We start from the raw sequence: 16,824 nt of genomic DNA on the forward strand, positions 1-16,824 counted from the left end.
GTGCCGTCCGCTGCTGGCGCGGGCGAACCGACGCCGTCGGTGCTCTCGGTGAACGTCGGGACGGCTCGGCCGAGTCCCACCGGACGCGGCCCCCGCACCGGCATCTTCAAGGCGCCGGTGGAGTCCATCGAGGTGCGCGACCCGGGGCCCAAGCGCGTCCTGGACGGCGCCGCGGTGAGCGGCGTCGCCGACGACCACGTGGGGGACGGCCGACACCACGGGGGGTCGCTCCAGGCGGTCTACGCGGTGGCGTCCGAGGAGCTCGCCTGGTGGTCGGCCGAGCTCGGCCGCGAGCTGCGTCCGGGGGCGTTCGGGGAGAACCTCACGCTGGCCGGGTTCGACGTGGACGCCGCGCTGGTGGGGGAGCGGTGGCGCATCGGGGACGAGGTTGAGGTGCGGGTCACCGGCCCGCGCATCCCGTGCAACACCTTCCGGGCCGCAATGGGCGTACCCGGCTGGGTGCGGCGGTTCTCCGACCGCGGCCGCACGGGGGCATACCTGGCGGTCGTCACGCCCGGCACGATCCGCCCCGGCATGAGCGTCACGGTGTCGGCTCGGCCCGATCACGGCGTCACGGTGCCGCTGCTGTACCGGGCGATCACGACCGAGCCGGACCTCGCCGGGCGGGTGCTGACGGCCGCCGACCACCTGGACGCCGAGACCATCGACGTGCTGCGGCGTCGGGCCCCCTACGCGCTGGACGCCGAGCCGTCCTGACGGACGGTGCGTGCCGCCATGGGCGTCCGGACGCCGGCGTGCCACGATGGCGTCCATGAGCGGAACGAAGAAGAGGTTCGAGCGGCAGGTCAAGCTGGTCCGCGACTTGGCCGCGGCCTCGCGCGAGTACCTGCCCATGCCTCCCGGACCGACGCCGCTGGCCGGCCCGCTGGAGGTCGTCGCCAAGTTCGCGGCCGCGTGGGAGAGCAAGGACGCCGCCGCGATCGGCTCCCTGTTCGCCGAGGATGCGGACTACGTCAACGTGGTCGGCCTGTGGTGGACGTCTCGACACTCCATCCAGCGCGTGTTCAAGCGCTCCTTCAAGGACGAGTTCAAGACGGCGACGTTCACCTTCGAGAAGGTGTCGTTCCGCCAGGTCGGCTCGGACGCCGCCGTGCTGCACGGCCGATGGCAGATCTCGGGGCAGGTCGACCCCGAGGACGAAGTCGCCGACGTCCGTCGCGGCATGATCATGTTCGTGCTCGAGAAGGTCGCCGACGCCAGCTGGCTCATCGTCAGCGCCCAGGCCACCGACATCGCGATCGCCGCGGACACCCTGATCGCCCGCGACGGCCAGCTGACCGCCACCAGCTACGTGCCCGAGGTGCCAAACCTGCCCGATCCCGAGCCCGGCTCGGTCTAGCGGTGCCGCGTCACCTGGCCCTACTGCGGGCCGTCAACGTGGGCGGCCGCAACAAGGTGCCGATGGCCGAGTTGCGCGCCCTGGCCGGGGACCTCGGCTACGCCAGCGTCCGCACCTACATCGCGTCCGGCAACCTGATCTTCCACTCCGAGAACACGGACGCCGCCTGCGCGGCCGAGCTGACGGCCGCCATCCCCGAGCGCTTCGGCTTCGCCGTCGACGTCGTCGTGGCCTCCAAGGACGTGCTGACCAGGGCCGTCGCCGCCCACCCGTACGCCGACGGCGACCCCAAGCAGGTGCACGTCGGCTTCGCCTCCGGCCCGATCCCGGACGCCGCCCTCGACCGGCTGCGGGCTGTCGCGTCGGCGTCCGAACGGGTCACGGCGGACGGAACGCTGCTGTACGCGGACCTCGCCGACGGCGTCCACGATTCCAAGCTCGCGGCCAGCGTGACCCCGGCGCTGAAGCCCGAGTTCGTGACCCTGCGGAACCTCGCTACGTGCCGGACGCTGCTGCAGTTGATGACTGATTGAGCCCTCGATCGACGATGTCGACCACGCCGGGCGTCGCGTCGTGGAACTGTCGGGGGCCGGGGTTAGGGTGAGGGCTCTCGGGTTCTTCCCCGCCCGGCATCCCTTGCGCACGCACGAGCTGAAGGAGGCGCGGACCACCGCCATGCCGGACGGTTTCGTACATCTGCACTGCCATTCCGAGTTCTCGATGCTCGACGGGGCGGCCCGACTGAAGGGGCTGGTCCAGGGCGCCGAGAAGATGGGGATGCCCGCGCTGGCGGTGACCGATCACGGCAACCTGTTCGGCGCCTACGAGTGGTACAAGACGGCCAAGGGCAGCCCGGTGAAGCCGATCATCGGCCTCGAGGCGTACCTGACGCCGAAGACGCATCGGTCTGAGCGCAAGCGGGTCCAGTTCGGCGACGGCACCGGCGACGACGTGGCGGCCAAGGGCGCCTACACCCACATGACCATGTGGGCCGAGAACAACGCAGGCATGCACAACCTGTTCCGGCTCAGCTCGCTGTCGAGCCTGGAGGGGTTTTTCTACAAGCCGCGCGCCGACCGCGAGCTGCTGAACCGCTACGGCAAGGGCCTGATCGCCACCACCGGTTGCCCGTCCGGCGAGGTGCAGACCTACCTGCGGCTCGGTCAGTACGCGGACGCGGTGAAGTCCGCGGCCGAGTTCCGCGACATCTTCGGCGCCGGCAACTTCTACTGCGAGTTGATGGACCACGGCCTCGACATCGAGGCCCGCGTCCGGGCCGACCTCCTGAAGCTGGCCAAGGAGCTCAAGCTGCCGCTAGTCGCCACCAACGACCTGCACTACGTCAACGCCGAGGACGCCGAGGCCCACGACACCCTGCTGTGCGTCTCGTCCGGCTCGAATCGGGACACGCCAGGACGCTTCAAGTTCGACGGCAACGGCTACTACCTGAAGCCGGCCGAGGCGATGCGGCTGCTGTTCTCGAACCTGCCGGAGGCCTGCGACAACACCCTCGAGATCGCCGAGCGGTGCGAAATCTCGTTCGACGAGGGCAGCGGCACCTACATGCCCGAGTTCGGGGTGCCCGAGGGCGAGACCGAGGCGTCCTGGTTCATCAAGGAGGTGGCGCGGGGGCTGACCGCGCGCTTCCCGAACGGCATTCCCGAGTACGCGCTGAAGCAGGCGGAGTTCGAGCAGGACGTCATCATCGGCAAGGGCTACGCGGGCTACTTCCTCGTGGTCGCCGACTTCATCAACTGGGCCAAGGAGAACGGCATCCGGGTCGGCCCCGGGCGCGGCTCGGGCGCCGGCTCGATGTGCGCCTACGCGATGCGGATCACCGACCTCGACCCGGTGCCGCACGGGCTGATCTTCGAGCGCTTCCTCAACCCGGAGCGTCCGTCCATGCCCGACTTCGACGTCGACTTCGACGAGCGTCGCCGCGGCGAGGTGATCCGCTACGTCACCGAGAAGTACGGCGACGACCGGGTCTGCCAGATCGTCACCTACGGCACCATCAAGGCCAAGCAGGCGATCAAGGACGCCGGACGCGTCCTGGGCAAGCCCTTCAGCCTCGGCGAGAAGATCACCAAGGCCTACACGCCGCCGGCGATGGGCAAGGACGTCCCGATCGCCGAGGTCTTCAACCCCCAGCATCCGCGCTACGGCGAGGGCACCGAGTTCCGCGAGCTGTACGACACCGACCCCGAGGTGAAGGAGGTCGTGGACACCGCCCGCGGCATCGAGAACCTCAAGCGCCAGTGGGGCGTCCACGCGGCCGGCGTCATCATGTCGAGCAAGCCGTTGATCGACGTCATCCCCATCATGAAGCGGGAGCAAGACGGCCAGATCATCACCCAGTTCGACTACCCGAGCTGCGAGGCGCTCGGCCTGGTCAAGATGGACTTCCTGGGCCTGCGCAACCTTACGATCCTCGACGACGCCATCCGCAACGTCGAGTCGAACCGGGGCGTCGTCCTCGACCTCGACGAGCTGAGCCGGGAGATGACGGATCGAGCGGCGTACGACCTGCTGGCGTCCGGTGAAACCCTGGGCATCTTCCAACTCGACGGCGGCGGCATGCGCTCCCTCCTGCGCCTCATGCAGCCCGACAACTTCGAGGACATCTCCGCGGCCCTGGCCCTGTACCGGCCCGGCCCGATGGGCGCCGACTCGCACACCAACTACGCGCTCCGCAAGAACGGCAAGCAGCCGATTGAGCCGATCCATCCCGAGCTGGCCGAGCCCTTGCGCGACATCCTCGACACCACCTACGGCCTGATCGTCTACCAGGAGCAGGTGCAGCAGATCGCCCAGCGGGTCGCCGGGTACAGCCTCGGCAAGGCCGACCTGCTGCGGCGCGCGATGGGCAAGAAGAAGAAGGAAGTGCTGGAAGCCGAGTTCGTCCCGTTCTCGGGCGGAATGCGGGCGAACGGCTACTCGGACGCGGCCATCAAGTCGCTCTGGGACATCCTCGTGCCCTTCTCCGACTACGCCTTCAACAAGGCCCACACCGCCGCCTACGGCGTCATCTCGTACTGGACGGCCTACCTCAAGGCGAACTACCCGGCCGAGTACATGGCCGCGTTGCTGGAGTCCGTGAAGGGCGACAAGGACAAGTCGGCGGTGTACCTCGCCGAGTGTCGGCGCATGGGCATCAGGGTGCTGCCGCCCGACGTGAACGAGTCCGTTGGCATGTTCACCCCCGTCGGCACCGACATCCGCTACGGGCTGGGTGCGATCCGCAACGTCGGCGACAACGTCGTCCGAGGGATCGTCGCCGGACGGGACGAGCACGGCAAGGCGTCCGACTTCAACGAGTTCCTCGACAACGTGCCGCTCGTGGTCTGCAACAAGCGGGTCATCGAGTCGCTGATCAAGGCGGGCGCCTTCGACTCGCTGGGCCACACCAGGCGCGCGCTGATGGAGTGCTTCGAGGCCAAGGTGGACGCCGTCATCGACCTCAAACGCAACCAGGCCAACGGCCAGGACGACCTCTTCGCGGCCTTCTTCGATAGTTCGGACGCCGCCGGCTCGGCCTCGATGGCGACGCCGATTCCCGCGATCGCCGAGTGGGACAAGACGGCCCTGCTCGCGTTCGAGCGCGAGATGCTCGGCCTCTACGTGAGCGATCACCCGCTGAACGGCCTGGAGCACATCGTGGCGGCCAACCGCGACCTCTCGATCGCGATGCTCGTCGCCGACGGTGGCCCCCGCGACGGCACCGTCACGATCTGCGGCTTGATCACCCACGTCCAGCGCAAGCAGAGCAAGGACGGCCGGCAGTGGGCGATCCTCACGGTCGAAGACCTCGAGGCGTCCCTGGAGGTGCTGGTCTTCACCAACGCCTACGCCCCGGTGGCGATGTCGGTGGCCCCGGACACGCTCGTCCGCATCAAGGGACGCGTCCGCGAGAAGGACGAGAGCGTCGAGCTCTCGGCGTCCGATGTGTCGTTCCCGGACGTGACCACCGGGCCGACGGGGCCGTTGACGCTCAACCTGCCGACCACGCGCTGCACGCCGGCGGTCGTCGAGCAGCTGAAGTTCGTCCTGGGCCGGCATCCGGGCACCCAGGAAGTACGCATGCGGCTCATCGCGGGCGCGGGCGCCAAGGTCTGGAAGCTGGACGACCGACTCCGGGTGGCCACCTCGCCCTCGCTGATGGCGGAGCTCAAGGCCCTGCTCGGCCCGTCCTGCGTGGGCGTGTAGCTAGGCTGCGGTCATGACCGGGCAGCGCATCGTCTCGTGGGTCGGCGTCCTCGCCGGGCTGGCGGTGGTGGTCGGGGTCTTGGGCTCTCTCGTGTGGGCCCGGATGGTGCACCTGCCCGTCTACGTCATCGGCCCTGACCACGTGGCCGTCATGACCGAGCGCGGGCATTCCGAGCTCTTCGCGTCGGACGCCTGGTTCGTGGCGATCGGCCTGGTGGGCGGGCTCGTCCTGGGCGGCCTGACCTGGTCCTGGTTTCGCAGCCTCGGCTGGCCGGTCGTCCTGATCACACTGGGCGCGGGGCTGGTGGCCGGGCTGGTCTGCCGCGAGATCGGGCAGCTCTGGGGGCCCGGTCCGCTGGACGTCCGCCTCGACCACGCTAACCCCGGCGACACCGTTCCCGCCGCCTTCCAGCTGCACTCGCCGGCCGCCCTCGCGGCGTGGGCGATGGCCGCGGTGTTGCCGACACTGTTGGCGTCCGCGCTGGGCCCCGAGCTATCGCCACACGGCGACGCCGGCCCGCGCGGTCGGGCCGCGGTCAGCCCCGAACCCGCGCCGATCGACCAGGACGCCTAGGCGATGGGCGGCGTCGCCGAGAACGAGGTGGAGCGCAAGTTCTCTGTTCCTGTCGGTGGCGACCTGGTGCCGCCCCGGTCGCTGGGGGAGTGGGCGGCCCCGAAACAGTTCGACCTGGACGCCGAGTACTTCGACACCCCCACGTTGGCGCTGACGCGGGCCGGCTGGAGCCTAAGGCGGCGCACCGGTGGCGGGGACGAGGGCTGGCATCTGAAGTCGCCCCGCAGCGGCGACGCGCGGGTCGAGCGGCGCGTTCCGCTGGCTGGCTCCGTTCCCCCGGCGTCGCTCCGCCGGGAGGTGGGCCACCTGCTCGACGACGAACCGCTGATCCCGGTGGCCCGCCTCATCACCGTCCGCGAGGAACACGACCTGCTGCGCGCCGGCGGCGGCGTCCGGGCGCACCTGTGCCACGACCGCGTCCGCGCCGAGGTGGGCGACCGCAGCTCGGCCTGGTCCGAGGTCGAGGTCGAGTTGGCCCCGGACGAGCCACGAACGACGCTGGACGCCGTCGCCGCGGCCCTCGCGGCCTCCGGCTGCGGTCCGGCCGAGCACTCGTCGAAGGTGGCTCGGGCACTCGCCCTGCGGACGCCGCCCGCGCCGACGACGGTGACGAGCCCGGCCAACGTCGTCGTCGCTGGGTATCTGGCCCGGCAGGTCGGGTCCCTTCAGGCCTACGACGAGGGGGTCCGAGCGGACGCGCCGGACGCCGTCCACAAGTCCCGCGTCGCGGCCCGCCGGCTCCGCAGCGTGCTGAGGGTGTTCGTCCCGGTGTTCGATCCGTCTGTGGCGCGGCCGCTGGCCGAGGAACTGCGCTGGTACGGGCTCGTGGCTGGGGCGTCGCGGGATCTCGAGGTGCTTGCCGAACACGTCGCCGCCACGTTGGCCGACCTGGCTGGCGCGGTCGACCAGGGCGGCGTCGACCAGGTGCTGCGCCACCTGGCCGAGAAGCACTTCGCCGCCCACGGTGCGCTTGTGGCGGCCCTGGAGACGGATCGCTATGCCGCCCTCCAGCGGTCGCTGGCGGACTTCGTCGCGGCCCCCCCACTCAGCGGACGCCGCCGCAAGCCGACCCACGACGTGGTCGCGGTCTGCCTGGCCAAGGCGATCGGGCGGGTGCGTCGTCGCGCGGACGCCGCTCAGAGCCGTCCCAACGACCTCGCGCCCTGGCATGAGGTGCGCAAGGCCGCCAAGGCCGTTCGCTACGCCTGCGAGGCGCTGGCCGAGGCCTATGGGCCGGAGGCGACGGCGTCCGCGAAGCGCTGGGAGGCCGTCACGGAGGCGCTCGGGGACGCCCAGGACACCGTCGTCGCGAGCGAGGCCCTCACCGAACTGGCCGGGCGTGATCCCGGACCAGGGCTAGCGCTGCTGGTGGAGCAGCAGGTGACGAAACGGACCGCCGCGCTCGATCAGGGCCGCGCGGCCCTGGTCGAGGCGCTGGACGACCCCTTGGCCTGGCTCAAGCAGGAGGCGTCAGCGGGCGATGTCGGCGAAGACAGCTCCGATGACGGACGCCAGCGCCTCGGCGTCCACCTCGACTTGTAGCCCGCGGCGTCCGGCGGAACAGAAGATCGTGTCGAACAGCAGCGCGGTCTCGTCGATCACGGTGGGCAGGGGCGTGCGCTGACCCAGGGGAGAGATGCCACCCACGACGTAGCCCGACGACCGCTCCGCGTCCTTCGGATCGGCCAGGTCGGCCTTCTTGGCCCCGAGGGCGGCGGCGATCGCCTTGAGGTCGAGCATCCCGGCGACCGGCACGACGCCGACGGCCAGCTCGGGGCGTCCGCCGGGGTTGACGTCGACGATCAGGGTCTTGAACACGCGCTGGGGGTCGAGCCCCAAGATGGCGATCGTCTCGTCGCCGAAGTGCCGCTCGGACGGGTCGTGCTCGTAGGCGTGCAGTTCGAAGGCCACGCCGGCGGCGGTCAGGGCATCGGTCGCGGGCGTCCCGCCGCTGAGCTTCTTGGCCATCTCAGTGTAGGAGGGCCGCCGCGCCGGCCACGATCACGGGAGCGAGCAGCAGGGCGGGCAGCATGTCGCCGACCGGGATCTGCTTGAGCTGCAAAAGCCGCAGTGAGAGCGCCATCAGGATCACGCCGCCGGTGGCGGTGAGGGCATCGATCTGCGCCAAGGACAAGAAGTCGCCGAGCGCGAACGCGAGCAGGGTCAGGCCGCCCTGCAACACGCCGACGAGCACCGCGGAGAACAGCACGCCGTAGCCGAGCGAGGCGGCGAAGGCGATGGCGGCGAAGCCGTCCAGCAGCGACTTCACCAAGAGCTGGTCTGCGCCGCGGCCGAGGCCGTCCGACAACGACCCCAGGATGGTCAGCGGGCCGACGCAGAACAGCAGCGTGGGCGTCACGACGGCGTCGACGAAGCGTCCGGAGTCCTCGTCGTCGGCGATCTTGGACCGCAGCCAGTCGGCGGCACCCTCCAGCCGCTGCTCGATGCGGAGCGCCGACCCGATCAGACCGCCGACCAGCAGGGCGCCGATGACGACCAGCAGCCCGCCCTTGCCGACCACGCCGGCGAGCGCCGTCGAGCCGATCGACCCGGCCGATGAGATACCCAGCACGAGCGTGACGAGGCCGAGTGTCGCGGTGATGAGCTGCCTGGTCCGCTCGGGAATGCGGGATCCGAATAGGAGCCCGATCACCGAGCCCACCGCGACGGTGACCACGTTGGCGACCGTGCCGAGCCCGATGAACATGCGCCAATACAATCATCGGGTGCAGCTTCGAACCATCGACGTCCGCGGACAGAAACCGGACTACCGCGCCGTCATCCCGCGCGGCTCGTTCGACGTCGAGCAGGCGTTGGACGCCGTCAGACCGATCTGTGACGCCGTCCGCGACCGCGGGGTCGATGCGCTGGTCGAGTTCTCCCAGCGCTTCGACGGGGTCGTTCCTGAGTCGTTCCGGGTGCCGGTCGAGGTCCTGGCCCGCTCCGCCGAGACCATGGACGCCGACGTGCGGGCCGCCCTGGAAGAGTCGATCCGCCGCCGCCGCGCGGTCGCGCTCGCCGAGCGGGAGCCGGACTCGATCACGGTCGAGCTGGCGCCCGGGGCGTCCGTCGAGATTCGAACGGTTCCGGTGCGTCGCGTCGGCCTCTACGTGCCCGGGGGACTGGCGCCGCTGGCGTCCTCGGTGCTCATGAACGTCGTCCCCGCCCAGGTGGCGGGGGTCGAGTCGCTGGCGCTGGCCACCCCGCCGAGCCGCGCGCACGGCGGCCTGCCGGACCCGACGGTGCTGGGCCTGTGCCACCTGCTCGGCGTGGACGAGGTGTACGCCGTCGGCGGAGCCCAGGCGATCGCCATGTTCGCCCACGGCGTCGCGGGGCTCTGCGAGCCGGTCGACCTCGTGACGGGTCCGGGCAACATCTATGTGGTCGCGGCCAAGCGGCTGCTGCGCGGCCTCGTCGGCATCGACTCCGAGGCCGGACCGACCGAGATCATGGTCTTAGCCGACGCGACTGCCGACCCCGCGTTCGTCGCCGCCGACCTGATCAGCCAGGCCGAGCACGATCCGATGGCCGGGTCGGTCCTCGTCACCGACGCCCCCGCGTTGGCCGACGCCGTCAACGCGCTGCTCGACGACCAGATCGACGCGCTCGACAACACCGATCGCATCCGGACGGCCCTATCGGGCTCGCAATCGGCCGTCGTCCTGGTGGACGACCTGGACCAGGGCATCGCCGTCGCGGACGCCTACGGCGCCGAGCACCTGGAAATCCACACCTCCGACGCGCGCGACGTGGCTCGCCGCATCCGCAACGCGGGCGCCATCTTCGTGGGCCCGTACGCGCCGGTACCGCTGGGCGACTACTCGGCGGGCTCGACGCACGTGCTGCCGACGTCGGGCACGGCGGCGCACAGTTCCGGGCTCACCGTGCGCAGCTTCTGCAAGACCGTGCACGTCATCGAGTACTCCGCGGAGGCCCTCGCCGAACTCGGCCCCCTCGTCGAGGCCTTCGCGTCGGCCGAGCTGCTGCCGGGGCATCGCGAGGCGATCGCGATCCGGACGAGGCGTCCGCGATGAGGGCCGACGTCACGCTCGCGGACCTGCCGCTGCGCCCCGAGTTGGTGGGGGAGGAGCCCTACGGCGCACCCCAGCTGGACGTCCCCGTCTGCCTCAACGTCAACGAGAACCCGTACCCGCCCTCGGACGCGATCCGGCGCGAGATGGCGGACGCGATCCTCGCGGCGTCCGCCCGGATCGACCGCTATCCGGACCGGGAGGCGTCCGAGCTGCGCCGCCGGCTGGCGGCCTATCTCGGGTACGGGCTGACGATGACGAACGTGTGGGCCGCGAACGGCTCCAACGAAGTCATGACCCACGTGCTGGGCGCCTTCGGCGGACCCGGACGCCGCTGCCTCACGTTCACGCCGACCTACTCGATGTACCCCGAGTACGCGCGGAACACGCACACCGAGTACGTCACCGCGGCCCGGCACGACGACTACACCTTGGATGCGGGCCTCGTGCTGAGCGCCATCGACACCCAGCGGGCCGATGTCGTGCTCATCACCACGCCGAATAATCCCACGGGCACCTCGACTCCGCTCGACGTCATCGAGACGGTGCTCGAGGGCACGGACGCGATCGTGGTCGTCGACGAGGCCTATCAGGAGTTCTCGACCACCCCGGACGCCAGCGCCCTGGGCTTGCTGCCGCGCTTCGGCAACCTGATCGTGTCGCGCACGATGTCGAAGGCGTTCGCCCTCGCAGGCGGACGCGTCGGCTACTTGGCCGCCGCGCCGGCGATCGTGGACGCCTGCCGGATCGTCCGGCTGCCGTACCACCTCTCGGCGCAGACCCAGGCGATCGCCGAGGTGGCCCTCGCGCACGCCCCCGCGATGCTGGCCAACGTCGACCTCCTACGGGCAGCACGTGACGAGTTGCTGGTCCGGCTGCCGGAGCTGGGGTACGAGGTCGTGCCGTCCGATGCGAACTTCGTCCTCTTCGGACGCTTCACCGACCGGCACCTCGCCTGGCAGCGGCTCTTGGACGCCGGCGTCCTGGTACGCGAAACTGGCCCGGCCGGCTACCTGCGCGTCTCCGCGGGAACCCCGGAAGAAATGGCCGCCTTCTACGCGGCAGTCGAACAGATCGGACACCCATGAGCGAGCGGACGGGCGCCGTCGAGCGCACCACCAGCGAGTCCTCGGTGCGCGTCGAGGTGAACCTCGACGGAACCGGTACGGCGGACGTCAGCACCGGCGTGGGCTTCTATGACCACATGCTCACGTCGCTGGCGAAGCACTCGCTGGTCGACCTGGTGGTCGCGGCGTCCGGTGACGTTGAAATCGACGCCCATCACGTGGTCGAGGACACGGCCATCGTGCTCGGTCAGGCTCTCGCTCAGGCGCTGGGGGACAAGCGGGGCATCCGCCGGTTCGGCTACGCCCGCATCCCGCTGGACGAGGCGCTCGCCGAGTGCACCGTCGACGTCGCCGGACGACCCTACGTCGTCTGCACGGGCGAGCCCGACGCGCAGGTCTACGCGCGCATCGGGGGAGCTGGGGTGGCGTTCGCCGGCTCGATGACCCGCCACGTGGTGGAGTCGCTCGCGTTGAACGCTGGCCTCTGCGTGCACCTCAACCTCCTAGCCGGACGCGACCCGCACCACATCGTCGAGGCCCAGTTCAAGGCGCTCGCCCGGGCGCTGCGCCAGGCTGTCGAGCCGGACGCCCGCGTCGCGGGCGCGGTGCCGTCCACGAAGGGCGCCTTGTGAGTCGTCCGGTTGTCGCGATCCTGGACTACGGCTCCGGCAACCTGCATTCGGCCTCCCGCGCTATCGAGGCCAGGGGCTGCGAGGCCGTCCTGACGTCGGACGCCGACGCGGCCTTCGCCGCGGACGGGCTCGTCGTGCCCGGAGTGGGTGCCTTCGCCGCCTGCCTGGACGGGCTGCGGGCGGTCGGTGGCCCCGACGTCATTCGCCGGAGGCTGGCGTCCGGACGCCCTGTGCTGGGCATCTGCGTCGGTCACCAGGCCATGTTCGCGGCCGGTATCGAGCACGGCATCGAGGCGCCCGGGGTCGGCGTCCTGCCCGGAACGGTCGATCAGTTGACCTCGGTTCGACTGCCGCACATGGGCTGGAACACGGTCGTGGCGGCCCCGGGGAGCGTCCTGTTCGACGGCGTCCAGGATGAGCGGTTCTACTTCGTCCACAGCTACGCCGTCCACGAGGCGAACTGGCCGGACGGCGTCCGACTGACGTGGTGCGAGCACGGCGGCGACCGGTTCGTCGCCGCGGTCGAGTACGGCTCCCTCAGTTCGACCCAGTTCCATCCCGAGAAGTCCGGGGACGCGGGCGCCCGCCTGCTCCGGAACTGGGTGGCGACGCTCGCGGGGTGAAGTGGAGCGGATGACTCGCTAGCCAGGCCTCGCTGACCGTCTTGATGCTGACGAGACAGATCAAGGCGACGATGCCGATGGTGCGCGAGTCGGCGTCGTCCAGAAGATCGCGCGAGATCCACACGAGCAAGCCGACGGAGACGGCCAGGACGATGAACCGGATCACGGCGGACGCCAGGCCCACGGCCGCCCGCTCGCCGATGGGACGCTCGGGCCTGGACAGCGCGATGGCATCGGTCGTTTGGCGGACGATCAGGAGCGCCAGCGGCAGCCAGAAGGCCAGCGGCGTGAGGCTGTAGCCGGCGATGATCGCGACGAGCACGCAGAACAGGCCGAGCAGCAGCGTGTAGACGCCGAAGAGGGCCGCAAGGTAACCGGTAGGCCGGTCGCCGACCGGTGGGAGAAGTGCGACCTCATCGCCGGCTTGGGCGCGACTCACCAGCGCCAGCCCGACCAGTCCCGCCAGCACGGCCTCGATCAAGTAGAGGAGCAGCAGGTTCCCGATCTTGGCGCCAAAGAGGGCCACGGCCAGGACTGTCAAGAGGTTGTAGGCAACGACGCCGAGCGTGTTGAGTGCAGCGTGGGGCGCAGGGCTGGGGGCCGGGGTGACTGCCATGGCTGGATGGTACGGCTCTGGCCCGACGTGTCTACCTACGTCCAGCCGTGGGTCACGTCGGTGCCTCTCGCCCTCGTCGAGACCGCAGCGGCCTGCCCGAGGCTACGACGTCCTAACCTTTCTGGAGGACCAACAGATGGTGGCCGCGCACGATGGTCCCGGTTGCCACGCCCGAAGACACCCGGTCGCCGACCGTGAGGCGGTAGATCGCTGCGGCTGCTCGCTCCGCGTTGCGGAAGAACTCGTTTCGCGCGAACTGCGTCGGCCCAGCCTGAAGGGTCATCTTCGCTGGACCCGTCGCCACCCAGTCGGCGTCCAGATGCCTCGGCAGGGGCTCGCCACTGTAGAAATCGCCGCCCTGGGGATCGCCATGGAAGGACGCGCTGCCAGACGCGGGGCCGACAACGTCGGCGTCGTGCTGTCGCCGTACAACGCGCCAGCGACCGTCGGCTGCCCGTCGCGGTCAAGGTGGAAGGGTGCGAGTGCATTCCAGCACCTCAGGCCCGTCCAGGGGGAGGGGTTCGGCTCGGTAGGATTCCGTCCCATGCTCCCACTGACGCTTCTGCCCGCCGTCGACGTCCAGGGCGGCCAGGCCGTCCAACTCACCCAAGGGATCGCCGGCTCGGAGAAGACGTTCGGCGACCCACTCGCCGCCGCCCGGCGCTGGCAGGACGCGGGAGCCGAGTGGCTGCACCTCGTCGACCTGGACGCCGCCTTCGGGCGTGGCTCGAACGCCGAGGTCATCGCCGAGATCACTCGGCACATGACGCTGAACGTCGAACTCTCGGGCGGCATTCGCGACGACGCCTCCCTGGATCGGGCGCTCGCCACCGGCTGCCGCCGCGTGAACATCGGCACGGCCGCCCTGGAGGATCCGGCCTGGTGCGAGCGGGTGATTGCGAAGCACGGCGACCAGATCGGCATCGCGATCGACGTCAAGGGGTCGAACCTGGCCGCGCGCGGGTGGGTCCGCGAGGGCGGCGACTGGGCCGAGGCGGTTCGCCGCCTCACGGCAGCCGGCTGCAGCACGTTCGTCGTCACCGACGTCAAGAGCGACGGCATGCTGACCGGCCCCAACCTGGACCTGCTGCGGCAGGTCGCCGCCCTGACCGACGCCGAGGTCATCGCCTCCGGCGGCATCGCCCAGTTGGACGACCTCCGCGCGCTCCGCACCTTGGTGCCCGTGGGCGTGACCGGCGCCATCATCGGCACGGCCCTGTACGTCGGCAACTTCACCTTGACCGACGCGCTGGCCGTTGCGGGGGAGTAGTCGTATGGCAGACGAGGCGCGCGTCGGCGTCCTTCTCGAACGACTGTCGGACGCCGACGCGCGAGTCCGCCTCGACGCGGTCGAGGCCCTCGGAGCCTTGCGGGATGAGGCGCTCCCAGCCCTGGATGCCCTGACGTTGCTGCTCGACGATCCGGACGGCGAGGTGCGGCTCGCGGCTGTTCACGCCCTCGGCAGCATGGACCCGCGCGAGACCGAGGACGCCCTGAAGTGGGCGCTGCAGTCAGACGACTACCGCGTACAATTGGCGGTCCACGCCCTCATTCAGGGCACGGCTCGGACGCGCGGTCCGGATTCGACCCTGTGGCGCGATCCGGCGATCGGCCGCTTCGAGTAGCGCTGGGGCCGTGACCCAGGAGCCGGGCGCGAGGTTCGAGCACGCCAGCCCCAGTCATGGCAGCCAGAACCACCATCGGTCGAGGCTGACGATCGTCAGAAGACGTAGACCTTCGCGCCGATGGGCGTGTTGGTGAAGAACCACTTCGCGTCGGCCAGGTTGCCGACGTTGACGCAGCCGTGGCTCGACGTGGAGTAGCCCTGTGACCGGAACAGCGACGAGTAGTGCACGTACATGTTCGGGTCGAACATCACCGAGTAGGGCATGGCCCCGGAGCCGTAGTTATCCGAGGGCGGGTTGACCAGCTTGTTGTACACCCGGTAGGTGCCGCTGACCGTCTGGAAGACCCGCCACTTGCCCGTCTTGGCCTCAGAGTTCCAGCCGCCGACTCGGATCGGGACGACCTTCACGACCGCGCCGCTCTTGAGGTAGGTGAGCTTGCGATGGGCCTTGTCGACGCACAGGACGACGCCGGCCGACTTGCACTGGTCCGGGATGACCTCCGGGACGGCGGGTGCGTTGCTCGCGAGCGCCACCCACGTCTCCGTCCGGACGTAGGCGTTGGGGTTGATGCCACGGGAGCGCTGGTAGTTGAGGATCGCGTTGGCGCCCGCCGTGCCGACCGACTTCGACGTCTTGGACGAGTAATAGCCCGCCGTGTTCAGCAGCTTCAAGGCCAGCGCAGCGCAGGTGCCGCTCGAGCCCGGTCCGACGGACGCCGTGAGGCAGTTGCCCAACGCCGCCCGCTGCTCGGCCGTCAGGGAGTCGGCGGGATTCGGCTTCGGGGTGGCCGTGGTGGTGGTCTTCGTCGGCGATGGGGTCGCGGTGGAGGTCGCAGCCGTAGGAGTCGGGGTGGTCTGTGTAGGCGTCGCGGTGGTGGGGTTGATGCTGGGCGCCAGCGAGGGGCTCGGGGAGGTCACCGTCACCGCCACCGAGGTCGGCGTGGACGTCGAGACGGCCGTCGAGGTGGACGCCTGGGTGGGCGGAGACACGGCGCAGCCGCTCAATGCGATCGCGGCGACAACGGGCCAGGCCAGCATCGTGGCCCAGCCGCGGTTAGCGGTCGTGGGTGCGTCGACAGTGCTCATACATCTACCTCGGGGTGCAATGCGGTGGCGTTGGGCAGCCACGCTGCTGGCTAGGGTAACTCAGCAACCTGAGAAATCCCGGACGGGGTCCGCGCCTGCCGTCGAGCGCGGCGGGCCGCCTCCAAGGGCCCAGCGTGGCGTGCACTAGAATCGCGGCGGTCATTTCAGACGTACAAGCAAGGCGGACATCACATGAGCGGTCACTCCAAGTGGGCCACGACGAAGCACAAGAAGGCGGCGATCGACGCGAAGCGCGGCAAGCTCTTCGCGAACCTCATCAAGAAGATCGAGGTTGCGGCCCGGCTCGGCGGTGGTGACCCCGGAGGCAACCCCACGCTGTACGACGCCATCACCAAGGCGAAGAAGAACTCGGTTCCGAACGACAACATCGACCGCGCCGTCAAGCGTGGCGCCGGCATCAGCGGCGAGTCTGTCGAGTACCTCACGATCACCTACGAGGCGTACGGCCCGGCGGGGGTGTCGATTCTCATCGACTGCCTCACCGACAACCGCAACCGCTCGGCCGCCGACGTCAAGGTGGCGGTCACCCGCAACGGCGGGACGATGGCCGATATGGGCTCCGTGGCGCGCGTCTTCGACCGCAAGGGCGTGGTCGAGGTCTCGAAGAAGCAGCCGTCCGGTCAGAAGGGCGTCCCGGACAAGGTCGTGACCGAGGACGACCTGCTCGAGGCCACCCTGGACGCCGAGCCCGAGGACATCAGCGACGAGGGCGACACCTTCAAGATCATCTGCGACCCCAACAACCTCGTCGAGGTTCGCAAGGCCGTCCAGGCCGCCGGCCTCGATTACGACAGCGCCGACACCGAGTTCAGGGCCCAGTTCGACCAGGCAGTCGACAACGCCGACCAGGCCGCCAAGCTCTTCAAGCTTCTGGACGCCATCGAGGACGTCGAGGATGTCCAGGACGTCTGGAGTAATGAGGACGTGCCGGACGAAATCCTCGCTGCCCTGGAGGACTAGGGCTAACATCCGAACAAACGT

At 69.9% G+C, this 16,824-nt stretch carries 17 protein-coding genes; 13 read left to right on the forward strand and 4 right to left on the reverse strand.

What is annotated here, in order from left to right; translation table 11 throughout:
- The 6 genes from FN821_RS02290 to FN821_RS02315 all read left to right on the forward strand — a co-directional run bounded on the left by FN821_RS02290 (window position 1) and on the right by FN821_RS02315 (window position 7,682).
- Window positions 1-717 (forward strand): MOSC domain-containing protein, encoded by a 717-nt coding sequence (locus FN821_RS02290; RefSeq protein WP_241660057.1) that lies wholly within the window; start codon window positions 1-3, stop codon window positions 715-717.
- Window positions 718-772: 55 nt separating this feature from the next.
- On the forward strand, window positions 773-1,360 hold the full coding sequence (locus FN821_RS02295) for a YybH family protein (RefSeq protein ID WP_165489201.1): 588 nt from the start codon (window positions 773-775) through the stop codon (window positions 1,358-1,360).
- A gap of 2 nt (window positions 1,361-1,362) precedes the next feature.
- A complete protein-coding gene (locus FN821_RS02300; protein WP_165489202.1) occupies window positions 1,363-1,893 on the forward strand; it encodes a DUF1697 domain-containing protein in 531 nt (176 codons plus the stop codon).
- A gap of 142 nt (window positions 1,894-2,035) precedes the next feature.
- On the forward strand, window positions 2,036-5,566 hold the full coding sequence (dnaE, locus tag FN821_RS02305; RefSeq protein ID WP_131171189.1) for a DNA polymerase III subunit alpha: 3,531 nt from the start codon (window positions 2,036-2,038) through the stop codon (window positions 5,564-5,566).
- Window positions 5,567-5,579: 13 nt separating this feature from the next.
- Window positions 5,580-6,140: a hypothetical protein gene (locus tag FN821_RS02310; RefSeq protein ID WP_131170945.1), complete on the forward strand. Its 561-nt coding sequence runs from the start codon at window positions 5,580-5,582 to the stop codon at window positions 6,138-6,140.
- A gap of 3 nt (window positions 6,141-6,143) precedes the next feature.
- On the forward strand, window positions 6,144-7,682 hold the full coding sequence (locus FN821_RS02315; RefSeq protein WP_131170946.1) for a CYTH and CHAD domain-containing protein: 1,539 nt from the start codon (window positions 6,144-6,146) through the stop codon (window positions 7,680-7,682).
- On the opposite strand, the gene ybaK is transcribed toward FN821_RS02315, so the two are convergent.
- Both ybaK and FN821_RS02325 read right to left on the reverse strand, forming a co-directional pair.
- On the reverse strand, window positions 7,611-8,108 hold the full coding sequence (gene ybaK / locus FN821_RS02320; RefSeq protein ID WP_131170947.1) for a Cys-tRNA(Pro) deacylase: 498 nt from the start codon (window positions 8,106-8,108) through the stop codon (window positions 7,611-7,613). The genes FN821_RS02315 and ybaK overlap by 72 nt on opposite strands.
- 1 nt (window position 8,109) lies before the next feature.
- Complete coding sequence (locus FN821_RS02325; RefSeq protein WP_131170948.1) at window positions 8,110-8,847, reverse strand: DUF554 domain-containing protein; 738 nt, start codon at window positions 8,845-8,847, stop codon at window positions 8,110-8,112.
- Between the two features lie 19 nt (window positions 8,848-8,866).
- Here FN821_RS02325 and hisD point away from each other — a divergent pair, with 19 nt between their 5' ends.
- The 4 genes from hisD to hisH are packed head-to-tail and all read left to right on the forward strand — an operon-like array spanning window position 8,867 to window position 12,493.
- Entirely contained in the window at window positions 8,867-10,174 is a 1,308-nt protein-coding gene (hisD, locus tag FN821_RS02330) for a histidinol dehydrogenase (RefSeq protein WP_241660058.1), read from the forward strand.
- Window positions 10,171-11,259 carry a histidinol-phosphate transaminase gene (locus FN821_RS02335; protein ID WP_131170950.1) on the forward strand — a complete coding sequence of 363 codons (1,089 nt, stop codon included), beginning with the start codon at window positions 10,171-10,173 and terminating at the stop codon, window positions 11,257-11,259. The genes hisD and FN821_RS02335 overlap by 4 nt, the downstream gene beginning before the upstream one ends.
- Window positions 11,256-11,870: an imidazoleglycerol-phosphate dehydratase HisB gene (gene hisB / locus FN821_RS02340; protein ID WP_131170951.1), complete on the forward strand. Its 615-nt coding sequence runs from the start codon at window positions 11,256-11,258 to the stop codon at window positions 11,868-11,870. Before FN821_RS02335 ends, hisB begins: the two co-directional genes overlap by 4 nt.
- On the forward strand, window positions 11,867-12,493 hold the full coding sequence (gene hisH / locus FN821_RS02345) for an imidazole glycerol phosphate synthase subunit HisH (protein WP_131170952.1): 627 nt from the start codon (window positions 11,867-11,869) through the stop codon (window positions 12,491-12,493). Before hisB ends, hisH begins: the two co-directional genes overlap by 4 nt.
- Here the strand turns inward: hisH and FN821_RS02350 are convergent.
- On the reverse strand, window positions 12,408-13,109 hold the full coding sequence (locus FN821_RS02350) for a DUF6498-containing protein (protein WP_131170953.1): 702 nt from the start codon (window positions 13,107-13,109) through the stop codon (window positions 12,408-12,410). The genes hisH and FN821_RS02350 overlap by 86 nt on opposite strands.
- A 544-nt stretch (window positions 13,110-13,653) precedes the next feature.
- On the opposite strand from FN821_RS02350, the gene priA reads away from it, so the two are divergent.
- On the forward strand, window positions 13,654-14,379 hold the full coding sequence (priA, locus tag FN821_RS02355) for a bifunctional 1-(5-phosphoribosyl)-5-((5-phosphoribosylamino)methylideneamino)imidazole-4-carboxamide isomerase/phosphoribosylanthranilate isomerase PriA (RefSeq protein WP_131170954.1): 726 nt from the start codon (window positions 13,654-13,656) through the stop codon (window positions 14,377-14,379).
- A gap of 4 nt (window positions 14,380-14,383) precedes the next feature.
- Window positions 14,384-14,734 (forward strand): HEAT repeat domain-containing protein, encoded by a 351-nt coding sequence (locus tag FN821_RS02360; RefSeq protein WP_131170955.1) that lies wholly within the window; start codon window positions 14,384-14,386, stop codon window positions 14,732-14,734.
- Between the two features lie 95 nt (window positions 14,735-14,829).
- On the opposite strand, the gene FN821_RS02365 is transcribed toward FN821_RS02360, so the two are convergent.
- Window positions 14,830-15,822, reverse strand: coding sequence for a L,D-transpeptidase family protein (locus FN821_RS02365; protein ID WP_131170956.1), 993 nt, complete (start codon window positions 15,820-15,822; stop codon window positions 14,830-14,832).
- 192 nt (window positions 15,823-16,014) lie between these two features.
- On the opposite strand from FN821_RS02365, the gene FN821_RS02370 reads away from it, so the two are divergent.
- Complete coding sequence (locus tag FN821_RS02370; RefSeq protein ID WP_131170957.1) at window positions 16,015-16,803, forward strand: YebC/PmpR family DNA-binding transcriptional regulator; 789 nt, start codon at window positions 16,015-16,017, stop codon at window positions 16,801-16,803.
- Window positions 16,804-16,824 lie beyond the last annotated feature (21 nt).

The sequence above is a fragment of the Propioniciclava tarda genome, from assembly GCF_900182665.1.
GTDB classification, from domain to species: Bacteria; Actinomycetota; Actinomycetes; order Propionibacteriales; family Propionibacteriaceae; genus Propioniciclava; species Propioniciclava tarda.